15 protein-coding genes are annotated in these 16,126 nt (G+C 69.5%); 10 read left to right on the top strand and 5 right to left on the bottom strand.

What is annotated here, in order from left to right:
• The first annotated feature begins 640 nt into the window (after positions 1 to 640).
• From ABY44_RS25600 to ABY44_RS25580, 5 genes are all read left to right on the top strand, one after another.
• Positions 641 to 901 carry a phosphopantetheine-binding protein gene (locus ABY44_RS25600; RefSeq protein ID WP_027789129.1) on the top strand — a complete coding sequence of 87 codons (261 nt, stop codon included), beginning with the start codon at positions 641 to 643 and terminating at the stop codon, positions 899 to 901.
• Between the two features lie 110 nt (positions 902 to 1,011).
• Positions 1,012 to 1,728 carry a 3-oxoacyl-ACP reductase FabG gene (gene fabG, locus ABY44_RS25595; RefSeq protein WP_021160651.1) on the top strand — a complete coding sequence of 239 codons (717 nt, stop codon included), beginning with the start codon at positions 1,012 to 1,014 and terminating at the stop codon, positions 1,726 to 1,728.
• Positions 1,729 to 1,830: 102 nt separating this feature from the next.
• On the top strand, positions 1,831 to 3,135 hold the full coding sequence (locus ABY44_RS25590) for an endoribonuclease L-PSP (protein ID WP_230948880.1): 1,305 nt from the start codon (positions 1,831 to 1,833) through the stop codon (positions 3,133 to 3,135).
• Between the two features lie 125 nt (positions 3,136 to 3,260).
• Positions 3,261 to 4,043: a glycosyltransferase family 2 protein gene (locus ABY44_RS25585; RefSeq protein ID WP_134257273.1), complete on the top strand. Its 783-nt coding sequence runs from the start codon at positions 3,261 to 3,263 to the stop codon at positions 4,041 to 4,043.
• 195 nt (positions 4,044 to 4,238) lie between these two features.
• Entirely contained in the window at positions 4,239 to 5,000 is a 762-nt protein-coding gene (locus ABY44_RS25580) for a M48 family metalloprotease (RefSeq protein WP_021160648.1), read from the top strand.
• 111 nt (positions 5,001 to 5,111) lie between these two features.
• Here the strand turns inward: ABY44_RS25580 and ABY44_RS25575 are convergent, their stop codons facing one another.
• The 4 genes from ABY44_RS25575 to ABY44_RS25560 are packed head-to-tail and all read right to left on the bottom strand — an operon-like array spanning position 5,112 to position 9,852.
• Positions 5,112 to 6,824: a lactate permease LctP family transporter gene (locus tag ABY44_RS25575; RefSeq protein ID WP_060174875.1), complete on the bottom strand. Its 1,713-nt coding sequence runs from the start codon at positions 6,822 to 6,824 to the stop codon at positions 5,112 to 5,114.
• 57 nt (positions 6,825 to 6,881) lie between these two features.
• Positions 6,882 to 8,327 (bottom strand): LutB/LldF family L-lactate oxidation iron-sulfur protein, encoded by a 1,446-nt coding sequence (locus ABY44_RS25570; RefSeq protein WP_027789134.1) that lies wholly within the window; start codon positions 8,325 to 8,327, stop codon positions 6,882 to 6,884.
• Complete coding sequence (locus tag ABY44_RS25565) at positions 8,324 to 9,055, bottom strand: LutC/YkgG family protein (RefSeq protein ID WP_060174876.1); 732 nt, start codon at positions 9,053 to 9,055, stop codon at positions 8,324 to 8,326. Before ABY44_RS25565 ends, ABY44_RS25570 begins: the two co-directional genes overlap by 4 nt.
• Complete coding sequence (locus ABY44_RS25560) at positions 9,052 to 9,852, bottom strand: (Fe-S)-binding protein (RefSeq protein WP_431642573.1); 801 nt, start codon at positions 9,850 to 9,852, stop codon at positions 9,052 to 9,054. Before ABY44_RS25560 ends, ABY44_RS25565 begins: the two co-directional genes overlap by 4 nt.
• A gap of 134 nt (positions 9,853 to 9,986) precedes the next feature.
• Between ABY44_RS25560 and ABY44_RS25555 the strand changes: the two genes are divergently transcribed.
• The 5 genes from ABY44_RS25555 to ABY44_RS25535 all read left to right on the top strand — a co-directional run bounded on the left by ABY44_RS25555 (position 9,987) and on the right by ABY44_RS25535 (position 15,297).
• Entirely contained in the window at positions 9,987 to 10,703 is a 717-nt protein-coding gene (locus ABY44_RS25555) for a FadR/GntR family transcriptional regulator (RefSeq protein ID WP_027789137.1), read from the top strand.
• Between the two features lie 223 nt (positions 10,704 to 10,926).
• On the top strand, positions 10,927 to 12,549 hold the full coding sequence (locus tag ABY44_RS25550) for a phospholipase D family protein (protein ID WP_060174878.1): 1,623 nt from the start codon (positions 10,927 to 10,929) through the stop codon (positions 12,547 to 12,549).
• A gap of 149 nt (positions 12,550 to 12,698) precedes the next feature.
• The gene (locus ABY44_RS25545; RefSeq protein WP_006497398.1) at positions 12,699 to 13,472 is read left to right on the top strand and encodes a class II aldolase/adducin family protein; all 774 of its coding nucleotides are present in this window, start codon (positions 12,699 to 12,701) and stop codon (positions 13,470 to 13,472) included.
• Positions 13,473 to 13,810: 338 nt separating this feature from the next.
• On the top strand, positions 13,811 to 14,245 hold the full coding sequence (locus tag ABY44_RS25540; RefSeq protein WP_021161337.1) for a CHRD domain-containing protein: 435 nt from the start codon (positions 13,811 to 13,813) through the stop codon (positions 14,243 to 14,245).
• Positions 14,246 to 14,334: 89 nt separating this feature from the next.
• Positions 14,335 to 15,297: an alpha/beta hydrolase gene (locus ABY44_RS25535; protein ID WP_060174879.1), complete on the top strand. Its 963-nt coding sequence runs from the start codon at positions 14,335 to 14,337 to the stop codon at positions 15,295 to 15,297.
• On the opposite strand, the gene ABY44_RS25530 is transcribed toward ABY44_RS25535, so the two are convergent.
• On the bottom strand, positions 15,267 to 16,109 hold the full coding sequence (locus ABY44_RS25530; protein WP_060083110.1) for an EcsC family protein: 843 nt from the start codon (positions 16,107 to 16,109) through the stop codon (positions 15,267 to 15,269). The two genes, ABY44_RS25535 and ABY44_RS25530, sit on opposite strands and share 31 nt — an antisense overlap.
• Positions 16,110 to 16,126 lie beyond the last annotated feature (17 nt).

The following is a 16,126-nucleotide window of genomic DNA, read 5'->3' as shown; positions in this document are numbered from 1 at the left end:
CGCCGGCCTGGTATGCCGCGACGGCGCCGACCGCGGCGATGCCGCGTGCGACAGGCAGCAGCCGGCTCATCGGCGGCCTCCGCGCGCACGGCGCGGGTACCCGTCACCGGCAGCCGGGCGGCGGCGGAAGGGCGGGCGAACCGGAACGGAGCGGAAGGACGGGCGCGGCATGACTGGCGACATCGGGCGGATCGTGGCCGGACGCGAGGGTCGGGCCGTCAAACATCAGATGAAAGGCGGCCGGGACGGGTCCGGGCCGGTGGTCGGGCACGCTCATTTTAGGGCCGCGGCACCGCGTGTTCGGAGCGGGCGCGAACGGGTTTTGTAACCGATTGTATGGCGCCGGACGAACGGTTTCGCGGGGTCGGTCCATTTCCATCCAAAGCGGCTCAAGCATCTGGTGCATTCGGGTCCCGCAACGGGGCGTGGCGCCGGCCCGCCAGTCTGTAACCATTGGCGGTATACGGCCCGATACCCGTTCGTCTAGAATCCGCGTAACTTTTACAAACGATCCCCAAAAAACGCAGGCGGGGAAGCCGGCAGACGCCGGAGGGACGGAGATTCGCACGCGCCGGGCGTGCATGGCGATTGCCGTTTCCGGGCGCCTTCCGCTGCCACGGGCCGCCTGCCCGCACGCATGATGAACGCACTGGAACAAGAGCTCGCCACGCTGATCATCGGCGAACTGAATCTCGAAGACGTCCCGCTCGAAACAGTGACGGCCGACACCCCGCTGTACGGCGAGGGTTTCGGGCTCGACTCCATCGACATCCTGGAAATCGCGCTGCTGATCTCGAAGAAATTCGGCTTCGAGCTGCGTTCGGACAATCCGGACAACCAGAAGATCTTCGCGACGCTCGGTGCACTGGCTGCGTACGTCGCCGCGCACCGCACGAAGTGACGGCGTCGCGCACGGGCGCGGCGCGCAGATGAGGACGGCACGCGGCCGCGATCGGCAGACGATACGCGGCCGCGTCGATCGAGGTGAAACGCGATGAACGGAGCAATTCGATGCGGGCGCTCGTGACGGGCGGCAGCGGCGCACTCGGGCAGGCGATCTGCACGGCGCTCGCGCAGGCCGGCCATGAAGTGTGGGTGCATGCGAACCGCCATCTCGCGCAGGCGGAAGCGGTCGCGCAGCAGATCGTCGCGGCCGGCGGCACGGCGCGCGCGATCGCGTTCGACGTGACCGACGCCGATGCGACGCTCGCCGCGCTGGCGCCGCTGGCCGACGATGCGCCGGTGCAGATCCTCGTCAACAACGCGGGCATTCACGACGATGCGCCGATGGCCGGCATGTCGCGCCGGCAGTGGCACAGCGTGATCGACGTGACGCTCAACGGCTTCTTCAACGTCACGCAGCCGCTGTTGCTGCCGATGATCCGCACGCGGCGCGGACGGATCGTCAACATCGCGTCGGTGGCCGGCGTGACCGGCAATCGCGGGCAGGTCAACTACGCGGCCGCGAAGGCGGGGCTGATCGGCGCGACGAAGTCGCTGTCGCTGGAGCTCGCGTCGCGCGGCATCACCGTGAACGCGGTCGCGCCCGGCATCATCGAATCGCCGATGGCCGAACAGGCGTTTCCCGCCGAACGCATCAAGCAGCTCGTGCCCGCGCAGCGCGCGGGCCGGCCCGACGAAGTCGCGGCGATGGTCGCGTACCTGGTGTCCGACGCCGCGGCCTATGTGACGGGGCAGGTGCTGTCCGTCAACGGCGGGCTCGCATGACGAGGCGCGCGGCGTCGGCGTGACGTAATGCAACGCGGCATGACGCAACGCAGCGCATGCCGCGAGGTTGCGCGGCCAGCGCCGCATAGTGAGGAAATCGAAGTGTCCGTGCATCCAGTCGACGCCGAACGGCGCCCGTGTTCCCTGTCGTCCTCTGCTGCGCCGCTCGCGCGCGGGCAGGCGGCGGCCGGGCCGGCCGCATCGCGACCGGGCGTGCCGCTCGCGCACGACGAGGGCCGCGCGCTGCGGCTCGTCCGGATGAGCCATGCCCGGCTCGCCGCGTTGCTGCACGATGCACGCGGCCGTGGCGACGGATTCGACCGCGTGTTGCCCGGCGCACTGGGCGCGGTGTGCATCGGCGCGGGCGAGCTGCAGCGCGCATCCCGAACCGGCTCGCACGCGGACGCGGCGGCGCGGATGCTGGCCGAAGTCGTGCCCGACCTGCCGGTCGCGCCGGTGCCGATGGCGCTGCTCGGCGCCGGCATCGCGCCGGACGACGCCGTCTGCGAAATCTGGCAATGCCATGCGCGCGACCTGCGCAGCGAACGACACGGCGCGCTGCACTATCGCTACAGCGAAACGGCGGGTCTCGTGTTCGGCAGCATCGTCGTGCACGAGCACGACACGCCCGACGCGCATCGCGACGGCGGCACGCCGCTCGAACGCGCGACGCACGATGCGTACCGTGCGCTGTTCGACGTGCTCGATTCGCTCGGCATGCCGCATCCGCTGCGCATCTGGAATACGGTGCCGGCGATCAATGCGGTGCAGTTCGGGATCGAGCGCTATCGTCAGTTCAATATCGGCCGCCAGCATGCGTTCGACGCGTGCCGCCGCGCGCTGACGGGCGGCGTGCCGGCCGCGTGCGCGCTCGGTTCGGTCGTGCCGGTCGCGGGCGATGCATCGCCGGCCGCGCCGCTCGCGATCCATTTCCTCGCGAGCCGCACGCCGGCCGATCCGGTCGAGAACCCGCGCCAGGTCAGCGCGTATCACTATCCGGCTCAGTACGGCCCGCGGGCACCGACGTTTGCGCGCGCAGCCGCATGGCCGGCGGACGATGGCGCGCCGGTGCTGTTCGTGTCGGGCACCGCGAGCATCGTCGGGCATCGCACCGTGCATCTCGGCGACGTCGTCGCGCAAACGCGCGAGACGGTCGCGAACCTCGCGGCCGTGCTCGAGCAGGCCGCGCGCCAGGGGCACGGCCCGTTCACGCTCGCCGACCTGAGCTATCGCGTCTACGTGCGCGACGCCGGCGATGCCGCGGCGCTGGCCGCGATCGGGCAGGTGCTGCGCGACGCGGCTGGCCCCGGCGTGCGGCCGCTCGTCGTCCATGCAGACGTGTGTCGCGACGACCTGCTGGTCGAGATCGAGGCCAGCGCGGGTCATGAGGAGGCGTGGCTGTCATGAAGCGCGAGAGCCTCACGATCCGGCAACCGGCTCCGCATTCGGGCGGCGTCGACGAAGCCTGCCGGCGTTCGCCAGCAAGTCATACACTTTTGTCAGGACCCCCGTCTTCGCAATCGGCCGTTTCCATGTCCAAGCTGCACGCCTCGTCGACCCATCTCGTCCTGATTCCGAGCTACAACCCGGGCACCAAGGTCGACACGACCGTGCGCAATGCGCGAGCGCAGTGGAATCCGGTGTGGGTCGTCGTCGACGGCAGCACCGACGGCAGCGCCGAACGGCTGCAGGCCATGGCCGAACGCGACCCGGGGTTGCGCGTGATCGTGCTGCCCGAGAACCGCGGCAAGGGCGCGGCGGTGCTCGCCGGGCTCGACGCGGCAGCCGCGAGCGGCTTCACGCATGTGTTGACGATGGATTCCGACGGCCAGCATCCGGCCGACCTGATTCCCGCTTTCATGGCCGCGTCGCAGGCCGCCCCCGACGCGATGGTGCTGGGCGTGCCGAAGTTCGACGCGAGCGCGCCGCAGTTGCGCGTGCAGGGCCGCCGGCTGTCGAACGCGTGGGCCGACCTCGAGACGCTGTGGGCGGGAATCGGCGATTCGTTGTACGGGTTTCGCGTGTATCCGGTCGCGCCGCTGGCCGCGATCATGCGCCGCCAGCCGTGGATGCGCGGCTTCGACTTCGATCCCGAGGCGGCCGTGCGGCTGTGCTGGGCCGGCGTGCGTCCGATCCGCATCGACGCGCCGGTGCGCTATTTCGGCCGTCACGAGGGCGGCGTCTCGCACTTCCACTACGGCCGCGACAACGCGCTGCTCGCGTGGATGCACCTGCGCCTTTTCACCGGCTTCGTGGTGCGGCTGCCGATGCTGGTCGCGCGGCGGCTGGCGCGACGCCACGATCAGACGGCCTGAGCACACCCGATTTCGATGCCGATCGTCGCCCGGTCGCGGCGATTGCCCCGTTTTTTGTCGTCAATCCCGCGCCGGCGCACCGCTTCATTCCAGTTCGCTGAGTAATGAACGTGTCATCCGATGTAAACATCTGGTAATTTTCTGCCGGATTATGCAAAATCGCCGCTCCCAAATAAAACTATCGAGGGATCCGGGATGCAACTCAAGAAAGCGGTGGCAGCGTGTGGCGTGGCGTTTCTGTTGAGCGCGTGCGGCGGGGTACAGAGCCTTGACGCGAACAGCCTGACGTCGGCGGGGACGAGCCTGTACAAGGCAGCGACGTTGTCGGATGCCGACATCGCCGCGCTGTCGAACGATTCGTGCAAGTCGAGCGATGCGGAATCGAAGGTCGCGCCGGCGAACAGCGCGTACTCGAAGCGTCTGACGAAAGTGATGAAGGGCTTCGGCGACATGACGCTGAACGGCCAGAAGATCAACTACAAGGTCTACATGACCAAGGACGTCAACGCGTGGGCGATGGGCAACGGCTGCGTGCGCGTGTACAGCGGCCTGATGGACATGATGAACGACGACGAGCTGCGCGGCGTGATCGGCCATGAAATGGGCCACGTCGCGCTGGGTCACTCGAAGAAGGCGATGCAGACGGCCTACGCGGTCAGCGCGGCGCGCACCGCGGCCGGCGCGGCATCGCCGGGCGTGGCGGCGCTGACGAGCTCGCAGCTCGGCGACATCACCGAGAAGTTCATCAACGCGCAGTTCTCGCAGACGCAGGAAAGCGCGGCCGACGATTACTCGTTCGACCTGATGAAGCAGAAGAACATGAACCAGAAGGGCCTCGTCACCGCATTCCAGAAGCTCGCGCAGCTCGATGGCGGCAAGAGCTCGATGATGAGCTCGCACCCGTCGTCGTCGAGCCGGGCGCAGCACATCCAGGATCGCATCGCGAAGGGCAGCTGATCGCCGCCCGATGCGCCGGCTCCGTCCGGCGCCCTGGATGAACAAAAACCCCACGCTTCGCGGCGTGGGGTTTTTGTTTTTCGGGGGACCGGAAAACGGCCGGCCGCTTGCTTACGGCACCATCCCCGGCAACACATACGCCTGCACGAGCGTGATCAACCCGACGATCACCGCGAACAGCAGGCTGTGGCGCACGGTGAAGCGGAACAGCTCCGACTCCTTGCCGACGAGGCCCGTTGCCGCGCACGCCACCGCGATCGACTGCGGCGAGATCATCTTCGCGGTCACGCCGCCCGTCGTGTTCGCGGCCACCGCGAGCGTCTCGGGTACGCCGAGCTGATGGGCCGTGGCCTGCTGCAGCGAGCAGAACAGCGCATTCGACGACGTGTCCGAGCCCGTCAGGAACACCCCGAGCCAGCCGAGGAACGGCGAGAAGAACGGGAACGCGGCGCCGGTCGCGGCCAGCATCAGCGCGAGCGTCGACGACATCCCCGAATAGTTCGCGACGAACGCGAATGCGAGCACGAGGCCGATCGACAGGATCGGGCGGGTCAGTTCCTTCAGCGTCTCGCCGAACGTGACGAGCGCGTCGCGCGGCTTCATCCGCAGCAGCACCATCGAGATCAGCGCGGTCACGAGGATCGCGCTGCCCACTGCCGACACGAGATCGATCTTCAGCACGGCGTCGAGCGCCTTAGGCGTCGCGGCGATCGGTGCGGTCTTCACGACGAGCTGGTCGAGCCCCGCCACGTGGAATTTCAGCACGGTCGACGCGAGCGCGCCGTGGGCGGCGAACAGCGCCTTGAACGGCGCGATGCTCCACACGGTGACGACGGCCGTCAGGATCAGGAACGGCGACCATGCGCGCACGGTCTGCGCGAGCGTGTACGGCGATGCCTGCCGGCTGGTGCCCGCGCTGAAGCCGTTGCGCGAGCCCGCGCCGCCGAAGCCCGCGAGCGCGGCGCCGCCGCCCGACGTGACGACGCTGCCGGCCGTCTGCTTCGCGGTGCGCGGCTGCCAGACCTTCAGGAACGCGGCGAGTGCGACGAGGCTGACGAGCGACGACGTGATGTCCGGCAGCTCGGGCCCGATGTGGTTCGACGTGAAGTATTGCGTCACCGCGAAGCTGCCGCCCGCGACGAGCGCGGCCGGCCAGGTCTGCCGCACGCCGCGCAGCCCGTCCATCATGAACACGAGCCAGAACGGCACCGCGAGCGACAGCAGCGGCAACTGGCGGCCGGCCATCGCGCCGATATGGAACGGGTCGATGCCCGTCACCTGTCCGGCGACGATGATCGGGATCCCCATCGCACCGAACGCGACCGGCGCGGTGTTTGCAATCAGACACAGTCCAGCCGCGTGCAGCGGCTTGAAGCCGAGCCCGACGAGCAGCGCGGCCGTGATCGCGACGGGCGCGCCGAAGCCGGCCGCGCCTTCGAGGAACGCGCCGAACGAGAAGCCGATCAGCAACATCTGCAGGCGCTGGTCGTCGGTGATCGACAGCACGGACGCGCGGATGATGTCGAACTGGCCGGTCTTCACGACGATCTTGTACAGGAACACGGCCGCGACGATGATCCACGCGATCGGCCACAGGCCGTATGCGAAGCCGAAGCCGGCTGCCGCGAGCGCCTGCGGCACGGGCATCCCGTATGCGAGGATCGCGACGCCGAGCGACAGCAGCAGGGTGATCGCTGCGGCGACGTGGCCCTTGAGCCGCAGCGCGGCCAGCGCGACGAAAAAGAAAATGATCGGGATTGCGGCGACGAACGCCGACAGCCCGAGGCTGCCGAGCGGCGTATAGATCTGGTGCCAAACCTGCATGGGTGTCTCCTCCATCTGTGTCTGTCTATCTATGGGTATGGGTGGGTAAAGCGGGGGCTACTCGGGCTGGCCGCGTGCGCGCAGCAGGTCGGACAGGCTGCGCGGTGCCGGTTCGAGCGGCGTGCGGTGCTGCGTCCAGCCCATCTGTTTCGCGGGTGTCAGCGCACGCAGGCGCGTCGCGGTCCAGCGGAACGCGCGGTATGCGCGCGGATGCGCGAACGCGCCCGACCAGAAGCGCCACACGAGGTCTTCCGCGCGGGTGTAGTTCGCGCCCTGGCCGCGCAGCGGATGCGCGACGGGTTCGTCGGGCTTGCGGTTCGCCTCGGTACGCAGCCGCACGAGCAGTTGCGGGATCGGGATCCGCACCGGGCACACCTCGCCGCATGCGCCGCACAGCGTCGACGCGGTCGGCAGGTCGGCCGTCGCGTCGAGGCCGAGCAGGTGCGGCGAGATGATCTTGCCGATCGGGCCCGGATAGGTCGTGCCGTACGCGTGGCCGCCGATGCGCGTGTAGACGGGGCAGTGGTTCATGCACGCGCCGCAGCGGATGCACTGCAGCGTCGCGCGCAGCTGTTCGTCCGCATAGGCCTGCGTGCGGCCGTTGTCGAGCAGCACGAGATGCAGCTCGCGCGGGCCGTCGCGTTCGCCGTCGCGGCGCGGGCCCGAGATCAGGTTGAAGTAGGTCGTGATCGCCTGGCCGGTGGCCGAGCGCGTGAGCAGGCTCGACAAGGGCACGATGTGCTCGAGTTTCTCGACGACCTTCTCGATTCCCATGATCGCGACGTGCGTGTCGGGCACCGTCGTCGACAGGCGGCCGTTGCCTTCGTTCTCGACGAGCCACAGCGTGCCCGTGTCGGCCGCCGCGAAGTTCACGCCGGACAGGCCGATGTCCGCATCGGCGAACGCGCGCCGCAGGGCGCGCCGGCCGGTCTGGATCAGTTCGTCGACGTCTTCCGTGTAACGCGTGCCGGGGATGTGCGCCTCGAACAGTTCGGCGATGTCGCCGCGCGTCTTGTGGATCGCCGGCATCACGATATGCGACGGCTTCTCGCCCGCGAGCTGCACGATGAACTCGCCCATGTCGGATTCGATGCAGTCGACGCCGTGCTCCGCGAGGTAATGGTTCAGCTCGATTTCCTCGCTCGCCATCGACTTGCCCTTGATCACGCGGCGCGCTTTCTTCGCCTGTGCGATGCCGAGCACGATCGCGTTCGCGTCGGCGGCCGTCTCGGCCCAGTGCACGTGCACGCCGGCTTCGGTGAGCTTCGTCTCCAGCCGTTCGAGCAGCGCGGGCAACTGCGCGAGCGCGTGTTGCCGCACCGCTTCGCCGAGGTCGCGCAGTTGCTGCAGCTCGGCGTCGTCGGGGAACTGCGTCGCGCGCTTGCCCTGCAGGAAGTCCATCGCGCCGCGAAAGCTCCGGCGCAATGCGGGATCGTCGAGCGCGGCGCGCGCGCGGGCCTTGAAGTCGCCGGGGGCGACGAATTGCAGCGTGTGGTCGCTCATTGCGGGAGGTCCTCGCGGGCGGTTGCAGCCGGCCGGGCGGCGGAATCGGTGACGATCACGACCCACAGGCGGCGCGGGCCGTGTGCGCCATAGGCGAGCGTCTGCTGGATGTCGGACGTCTTCGACGGGCCCGACACCAGCACGAGGTTGGTCGGCATGCCGGCGTGCCAGCGCTCCGCGTGGACGGCCGCGTGCAGGTCGGGATGCAGCGTGCTCGCATGGACGAGCGCGACATGCAGCGGCGGCACCAGCGACACCGTGCGCGGCGTGCCGGCATCGGGGGCGAGCACGACGGTGCCGGTGGCCGCGATGCCCGAACGCGCGACGGTGAAGCCCGCGTCGATCGTGTCGAACAGGTCGGCCTTCCACGCGTCGATCGGCCGGTCGAACGGCACGGGCGCGACCGTGTCGGGCAGCGCGCGGACGAGCGCCGCGGATTCGGCGCGGGCCGGATCGAGCAGCAGCCGGCGCACGCCGGCTTCGGCGAGCCGCGCGGCGAGCTGCGCGGGCCATGCGTCGCCGGTCGCGCACCAGACGTCCGCGTGCGACGCGGCGAGTGCGGCCTGCATGGTGCGGGCGAGCGTGTGCGGATCGTGCGCGGTCCCGGCCTGCGAGCGGCGCGTGTCGTAATGCGTGTCGATGCGTGCGTCGAGCGTGCGGCCGGACGTTGCGGCGACGCCCGGCGCGGCGGCGCGCAGCCGCGCGAGGATCGCGTCGCGCGCGCTCATCGCTGGTCTCCGCGCAGCGACGGGGCGTTAGCGGTGCGCCGCCACAGGAAGCTGGCGAGGTGTTCGACCGGCAGCGGCGCGCCGGCCTTGGCCGCCGCGTGGCCGATGTTCAGCAGGCAGCCGCAGTCGGCGGACACGAGCCGGTCGCAGCCCGTCGCGCAGGCCGACGCGACCTTGTCGCGCACCATCGCGCCGGAGATGTCGGGATGCTTCAGCGAGAACGTGCCGCCGAAGCCGCAGCATTCGGATTCGCGTTCGTGTTCGACGCGCGTCACGCCCGGCAGTGCGTCGACGAGCGCGACGCCGTGCCCGCGCGTGCCCATCTCGCGCCGCGCCGCGCACGACGTGTGCAGCACGACGCGTTCGTCGGGCCCGGCGCCGGCCGTTGCCGCGTCGAGCCGCACGTCGAGCACGTGGACGAGGAATTCGGCGAGTTCATAGGTCCGCTCCGCGATCGCGCGGGCTTGCGGGCCGTACACGGGATCGTCCGCGAACAGCGCCGGCCAATGGTGGCGGATCATCCCCGCGCACGAGCCGGAGGGCACGATCACGGGCCACGCTTGCGCGAACAGGTCGAGCTGTGCGGCCGCGACGTGGCGCGCTTCGTCGGGATTGCCGCTGCTGTAGGCCGGCTGCCCGCAGCAGCTCTGGCCGCGCGGATAGTGGACGGTCAGGCCTTCGCGTTCCAGCAGGCGGACCGCGTCGAGCCCGGCTTCGGGGACGAACAGGTCGACCAGGCAGGTCGCGAACAGATAGACGTGCGCGGCGGCGGCGGCGGGGTATTGCCTTTCGTTCATGTCTCGCTCCAGTGGCGACGGCCCGGCATGCGGATGCGGGACGACGATTTCGCTGCATAATTCCCGCGACGGCGCTGCGGCTCAAATTGGTTGGGCCAATCGGCGCGGCACGCATTGAGCGGGGAGACGCGACGATGGCAGCGATGACGGCACGGGGCCGGACCGAAGGGGTGATGCGCAAGATCGAGACGGCACTGCTCGACGGCACGTGGCCGGCCGGTGCACGCCTGCCGGCCGAGCGCGTGCTCGCGCAGCAGTACGGGGTTGCGCGCAATACGGTGCGCGAGGCGACCCAGCGGCTCGTCGCGCGCGGGCTGCTGCAGAGCCGGCGCGGCGCGGGCGTCTACGTGACGGACCAGTTGCGCGCCGGCATCGCGTCGCCGTGGGGGCAACTGGTCGCCGATCACCCCGCGCTGCGCGACGACATCCTCGAATTCCGCCGCGTGCTCGAAGGCGCGACCGCGTATTTCGCCGCGCTGCGCGCCGACGCGCACGACCGGCGCCGGATCCGTGCGCTGCTGCGCGAGCTCGAAACCGCGCACGCGAACGGCGCGGCGGCCGTCGAAGCCGCGACCGACGCGAAGCTGCACGAGGCAATCGCGCTCGCGTCGCACAACACGATGTTCCTGCACCTGCATACGAGCGTGATCGGGATGCTGCGCGAGCACATCTCGATCAACGTGGCGGGCATGACGACGCACGACGAGCACGCGTCCGAACTCCTGCTGCTGCAGCACCGCGTCGTGTGCGACGCGATCTGCGCGCAGCGGCCCGAAGAGGCGCGCACCGCGATGCAGACCCATATCGACTACGTGCGCAGCCATTTCGAGCGCAGCGGCGACGAGGCCTGAGATTGGTCGGACTACTTCGGTGCGAGGCCCGCCCGGCGGGCACTTCCGGTGCGGCGGGTCTCGATGCCCGGCACGCGCGCACGCGCCTGCGGTTCGAGGCCGTCGGTGCCGCCCGCGCGATTGACCGGTCCATCGGGCGCCTACTAGAATCGGCCGGAACCGCGCGCCAGCCGCGCGCCGCGGCGCATGCGGGCCCTGTGTTCCGCCAGTCGAGGAAGTCTCCGTGTTCACGTCTCTGATCCGGCGCGCACCGGCCGCGCTGTCGTGGCGCGCCGCATGCCGCCCGGCCCGCGCGCTGGCCGCCGGCGTACTCCTGTCGCTCGTCGCCGCGTGCGCGACGCATCCGCCCGCCACCACGCTCGATCGCCCGGTCTCCCATGCGTTGCCGCCCGATACCGCGACGCCGTTGCGCGATGCGCTGGCCGCGCCCGAGGTCGCGCATCCGGGCCAGTCGGGTTTCCGGCTGCTGGCCGACGGCGCGCAGGCGTTGCAGATGCGCATCGCGCTCGCGCGCGCCGCGACGAAGACGCTCGACATGCAGTACTACATCGCGACCGAGGACACGACCGGCAAGCTGCTGCTCGCCGCGGCGCTCTACGCGGCCGATCGCGGCGTGCGCGTGCGGATGCTGGTCGACGACCTGAATTTCCGCGACATCGATCGCGTGATGGCCGCGCTGAACACGCACCCGAACGTCGAGATCCGCGTGTTCAACCCGTTCGGCGCATCGCAGGGGATGGTCGAGCGCACGGCCAACTTCTTCACGCGCATCGACAGCTTCACGCGCCGGATGCACAACAAGGCGATGATCGCGGACAACCAGATCGCGATCGTCGGCGGCCGCAACCTCGGCGACGAATACTTCAGCGCGAGCCCGACGCTGCAGTTCCGCGATCTCGACGTGCTCGCCGCGGGCCCCGTGACGAACGACATCTCGGCGAGCTTCGACACCTACTGGTCGAGCGCGAGCAGCTATCCGCTGCGCGTGCTGAATCATCAGTCGTTCGATACGAAGGATCTCGACGCGATGCGCGACGAGCTGCGCGACCACTGGCGCAAGAATGCCGATCCGTACAACGCGAAGCCGCTGAACGCGACGCCGCTCTCGCGGCAGATCGCGCGCGACGAGCTCGGGCTCGTGTGGGCGCCGGCCGAGTTCACGGCCGACGCGCCCGACAAGGTCGCGCAGCCGACCGACGCGTACGTGAGCCCGCCGATGCAGCGCCTCGTCGAACTCACGCGCGGCGCGCAGCGGGAATTCCTCGCGTTTTCGCCGTATTTCGTGCCGCACGACGCGGGCGTGAAGATCCTCGGCGACACGACCGCGCGCGGCGTGCGTGTCGCGATCCTGACCAATTCGCTCGCGGCGACCGACGCGGTCGCCGTGCAGGCCGGCTACGGGCCGTACCGCGTGCCGCTGCTGCAGCACGGCGTCGAGCTGTACGAGTTCAAGGCGCAGCCGGGTCGCCAGCGTCCGCGCCTGTTCGGGTCGCGTTCGCGCGCGAGCCTGCACGCGAAGGCGTACGTGATCGACCGGAAGATCCTCGTGATCGGCTCGATGAACCTCGATCCGCGTTCCGCGCACCTGAACACAGAACTGGCGCTGGTGATCCATAGCCCGGCGCTCGCCGAGCAGGTCGCGCAGATCTTCGCGCGCGCGACGCAGCCGGACGAAAGCTACCGCGTGAGCCTCGTGACGCCGGCGGGCGGCGGCACGCCCGCACTCGAATGGACGGGCACGGACGACGGCAAGCCGGCCGTCTATCACGTCGATCCGCACGCGGGGCTGCTGCGCAACCTGATGACCGGCGTCTTCATGCTGCTGCCGGTCGACGACCAGCTTTAGGGGCCGGAAGCGCTCCGGCTAAACCCGCGTTTCCGGTGCGCGGGCAAAGGTGATATGGTTGTGCGCGCAACGAGTGTGGCGCGCAGGACGGCGCCGCCGGGCGGCCCGCGCCACGCGCGGCCGCGCACATCCGCAACCGGAGTTCCCCCATGCAACGTGTCCCGAACCAGCCGTTCACGCGTCCCGCCCGTTTCTCCGAAGCCGAATGGCAGGCGCGCGTGCAGCTCGCGGCGGCGTACCGCATCTTCGACCATCTCGGCTGGACCGAGCTGATCTACAACCATATCTCGCTGCGCGTGCCGGGCGAGGACGGGCATTTCCTGATCAACCCGTTCGGGCTCCATTACCGCGAGGTGTGCGCGTCGAATCTCGTGAAGATCGACATCGACGGCAACGTGATCGGTCATTCCGACTGGCCGATCAATCCGGCCGGCTTCACGTTCCACAGCGCGATCCATGCGGCGCTGCCGGATGCGCACTGCGTGATGCACGTGCACACGACGCCGACGATGGCCGTGTGCTGTTCGCGCGACGGGCTGTCGTTCTCGAATTTCTATTCGGCGCAGCTGTACGGGAAGATCGCGTATCACGACTTCGAGGGCATCACCGTGCATCTCGAAGAGGGACGGCGCATCGTCGAGAGCGCGGGCGGGCGGCCCGTGCTGCTGTTGCGCAACCATGGGCCCGTGACGATCGGCGCGACGCTCGCGCAGACGTTCTCGCTGATGTGGCTGCTCAATCGCGCGTGCGAGGTGCAGGTCGCCACGCATGCAATCGGCGACGCACTGCCGATCGCGCCGCCCGTGCTCGAAGGGTGCGTGCGCGATTCGCTGAATTTCGATCCGAAGCATGGCGCGGGGCAGGATGCGTTCGACGCGCTGCAGCGTATCGTCGATCGCATCGATCCCGGCTATCGGGCGTGACGCGGGGCGGCGTGATTGCTTCGTCGTGCTCGATGCGGCAGGACCCGAATCTGGCGGCGGGCAAAAAAAACGCGGCCGGGTGGCCGCGTGAATACTCGCAGACTCCTTCGGACGAAGGAAACAAGCAACTGTGAGATGAAGTGTAGCGAAAGGCCGCACGCGGATTCAGCCGTCAGGCTGCAAAGGTCCATTCCAGCCTGAGGCAGACTGGCCTGCCGAGCGCGCTGCGGCGTTTTGCGGCATGGCCGTTCGACGGGCTCCCGGATCGGCGGCGATCGACTACCATCATGTGTGGCGCCGCCGTTCGGTCGGCGTACAACGTCGTACAAGGAGAGTCCATGCTCAAGCTGCGTTTGCTCCAGGTCGCGTTACTCGCGGGTGTGCTGGCCGCCGGCACCGCCGCCGCCGAAACGGTGCGCCTGTCCGCCAATCTCCAGCCGTCGAGCGAGGTGCCGCCGACGGCGACCAAGGGCTCGGGCGACGTCGAGGCCACCTACGACACGGCAACGCACATGCTGCAGTGGACGGTCCGTTACGAACACCTCACCGGCCCGGCCACCGCCGCGCATTTCCACGGGCCCGCGCCGGTCGGCCAGAACGCGGGCGTGCAGGTGCCGATTCCAAAGGACGAGCTGGCGAGCCCGATCAAGGGTTCGAAGGCACTCACCGACGCGCAGGTCACCGACCTGATGGGCGGCAAGTGGTATTTCAACGTCCATACGAAGGAGCACCCGGCCGGCGAGATCCGCGGCCAGGTGATGCCGGCGAACTGAGCGCCGGCGTTTGATATGGCGGCACCCGTCGAGCGGTGCGGGAACGATCGCACGTACCGTCGTCACACTGCGAATACGGAGTGCGTCCGATGAGTTGGCAAAGCAAGTTCGCCTGCTGGCTGCTGCGCTGGCAGTTCCGTCCCGAGACCACGCGCGAGGTGCTCGATCCCGCCCGCGCACGGCGCTTTACCGACCTGCGGATGATGGTGCCGCGCCGCGTGCCGTCGGGCTACCGGTTGCGCCAGTGCTACGGCGCGGGCGACGCGCCGCTGCGCGGCGAATGGCTCGAGCGCACCGACGCGGGCGCGGGGCGCGGGCCGGGCCGCACGCTGCTGTACTTCCATGGCGGCGGCTATTACTTCTGTTCGACGAAGACCCATCGGCCGCTGGTGTTCGGCCTGACGAAGCGCGCGGGCGTGCGCTCGTTCTCGCTCGACTACCGGCTTGCGCCCGAAAACCGTTTCCCGGCCGCGCTCGACGACGCGCTGGCCGCGTACCGGCAGCTGCTGGCGCTCGGCACGCCGCCCGAGTCGATCGTGCTCGGCGGCGATTCGGCGGGCGGCGGCCTCGCGCTCGCGACGCTCGTCGCGCTGCGCGATCGCGGCGAGCCGCTGCCGGCCGGCGCGATCCTGTTCTCGCCATGGACCGACCTGGCCGCCACCGGCGCCACGCTGCGCACGAACGACGGCGCCGATCCGATGTTCGCGGGCGCGGCGCTGCCGAAGGCCGCGAAGCTGTACCTCGGCGACGAGCCGGGGACGAATCCGTACGCGTCGCCGCTCTATGCGGATTTCGCGGGCCTGCCGCCGCTGTATATCCAGGTCGGCAGCACCGAGGTGCTGCTCGACGATTCGCGCCGCGTCGCCGAGAAGGCGAAGGCCGCCGGGGTGGCGGTGGAGATCGAGGTGTGGCCGGACATGCCGCACGTGTGGCAGCTGTACGCGCCGATGATGCCGGAAGCACGCGACGCGCTCGACCGCGCGGCCGCGTTCCTGCGCCGCGTCGCGGTCGAGCGCGCGGTTCAGCGCGCCGGCGAGACGTCGATTGCCTGATAGGCGGCCCTGACGGCCGCCGAGCCGTACTTGCGCTCGAGCCGGCGGACGGTGAAGTGGCCGTGCGCCATCTGCTGGAAGTGGTCGATGAACAGCGTATTGACGGTCGCGCCAAGCACGGCGCCGATCGCCGGAATCGACTTCGCGGCCATCTGCTCGGTCACTTGCACCGAGAAACGCGACGCCACCGTCTGCACGAGCTTGAACACGGCCGCCGAGCTGTGCGCGGCGATGCCCTTCGTCGTGATGTCGGACGATGCCTTCGAGATCGCCTGCGCGAGCGCGCCGCGCAGCACGAAATAACCGAGATCGGCGTCCTCTTCCTGCTTGTCCGGGTTGCCGCCCATGCCGAGCACGGCCAGGCATTGCAGCTGCGTATCGACCGAGCCCAGGTCTTCACCCTCGCTGCGCGCGATGTCGCACACGGAGCGGAAGATCAGCGTCGTCGTCACCGGCAGCTCGACCGGCAGCGCGAGAAAGCCGAACGCGCCGCCCGCCGCGCCGGTCGTCGCGACCGCGAGCTTGTGCAGCAGGTTGCTCGGCTTGTCGGGTTCGGCGTCCGGCGCGGGCGGCTTGCCGAGCGTGCGCAGCGCGATGTTCAGGCACTTGCGCAGCGCGAGCTGCGTCGCGTCGTTGATCTTGCCGGTCGCGAAATCCGGCAGCCGGGCGATCATTTTCTCGACCGGTGCGCCCAGCATGCCCGTCAGCTTCATCGTCAGCGACGGGCTTTCCAGCACCTGCTTCGCGCGCCACAGCGCGTCCCGATCGTCCTGCGACAGCATGGTGGCGGGGGGAATTGAAATCGGTTCCATCTTTCTCCTTGGCGGTC

Source organism: Burkholderia sp. ZZQ-2, assembly GCF_050768715.1.
Taxonomy (GTDB): Bacteria; Pseudomonadota; Gammaproteobacteria; order Burkholderiales; family Burkholderiaceae; genus Burkholderia; species Burkholderia cepacia.
Note: the sequence above shows the minus strand (reverse complement) of the source record. Positions and strands in the feature narration are given on the sequence as shown.

What these genes read in the sequence shown, in the direction of transcription:
- ABY44_RS25600 (WP_027789129.1), top strand. Translation starts at nt 641, where the DNA reads ATGAACGCACTGGAACAAGAGCTCGCCACGCTGATCATCGGCGAACTG.
- fabG (WP_021160651.1), top strand. Translation starts at nt 1,012, where the DNA reads ATGCGGGCGCTCGTGACGGGCGGCAGCGGCGCACTCGGGCAGGCGATC.
- ABY44_RS25585 (WP_134257273.1), top strand. Translation starts at nt 3,261, where the DNA reads ATGTCCAAGCTGCACGCCTCGTCGACCCATCTCGTCCTGATTCCGAGC.
- ABY44_RS25580 (WP_021160648.1), top strand. Translation starts at nt 4,239, where the DNA reads ATGCAACTCAAGAAAGCGGTGGCAGCGTGTGGCGTGGCGTTTCTGTTG.
- ABY44_RS25575 (WP_060174875.1), bottom strand. Translation starts at nt 6,824, where the DNA reads ATGCAGGTTTGGCACCAGATCTATACGCCGCTCGGCAGCCTCGGGCTG.
- ABY44_RS25570 (WP_027789134.1), bottom strand. Translation starts at nt 8,327, where the DNA reads ATGAGCGACCACACGCTGCAATTCGTCGCCCCCGGCGACTTCAAGGCC.
- ABY44_RS25565 (WP_060174876.1), bottom strand. Translation starts at nt 9,055, where the DNA reads ATGAGCGCGCGCGACGCGATCCTCGCGCGGCTGCGCGCCGCCGCGCCG.
- ABY44_RS25560 (WP_431642573.1), bottom strand. Translation starts at nt 9,852, where the DNA reads ATGAACGAAAGGCAATACCCCGCCGCCGCCGCCGCGCACGTCTATCTG.
- ABY44_RS25555 (WP_027789137.1), top strand. Translation starts at nt 9,987, where the DNA reads ATGGCAGCGATGACGGCACGGGGCCGGACCGAAGGGGTGATGCGCAAG.
- ABY44_RS25545 (WP_006497398.1), top strand. Translation starts at nt 12,699, where the DNA reads ATGCAACGTGTCCCGAACCAGCCGTTCACGCGTCCCGCCCGTTTCTCC.
- ABY44_RS25540 (WP_021161337.1), top strand. Translation starts at nt 13,811, where the DNA reads ATGCTCAAGCTGCGTTTGCTCCAGGTCGCGTTACTCGCGGGTGTGCTG.
- ABY44_RS25535 (WP_060174879.1), top strand. Translation starts at nt 14,335, where the DNA reads ATGAGTTGGCAAAGCAAGTTCGCCTGCTGGCTGCTGCGCTGGCAGTTC.
- ABY44_RS25530 (WP_060083110.1), bottom strand. Translation starts at nt 16,109, where the DNA reads ATGGAACCGATTTCAATTCCCCCCGCCACCATGCTGTCGCAGGACGAT.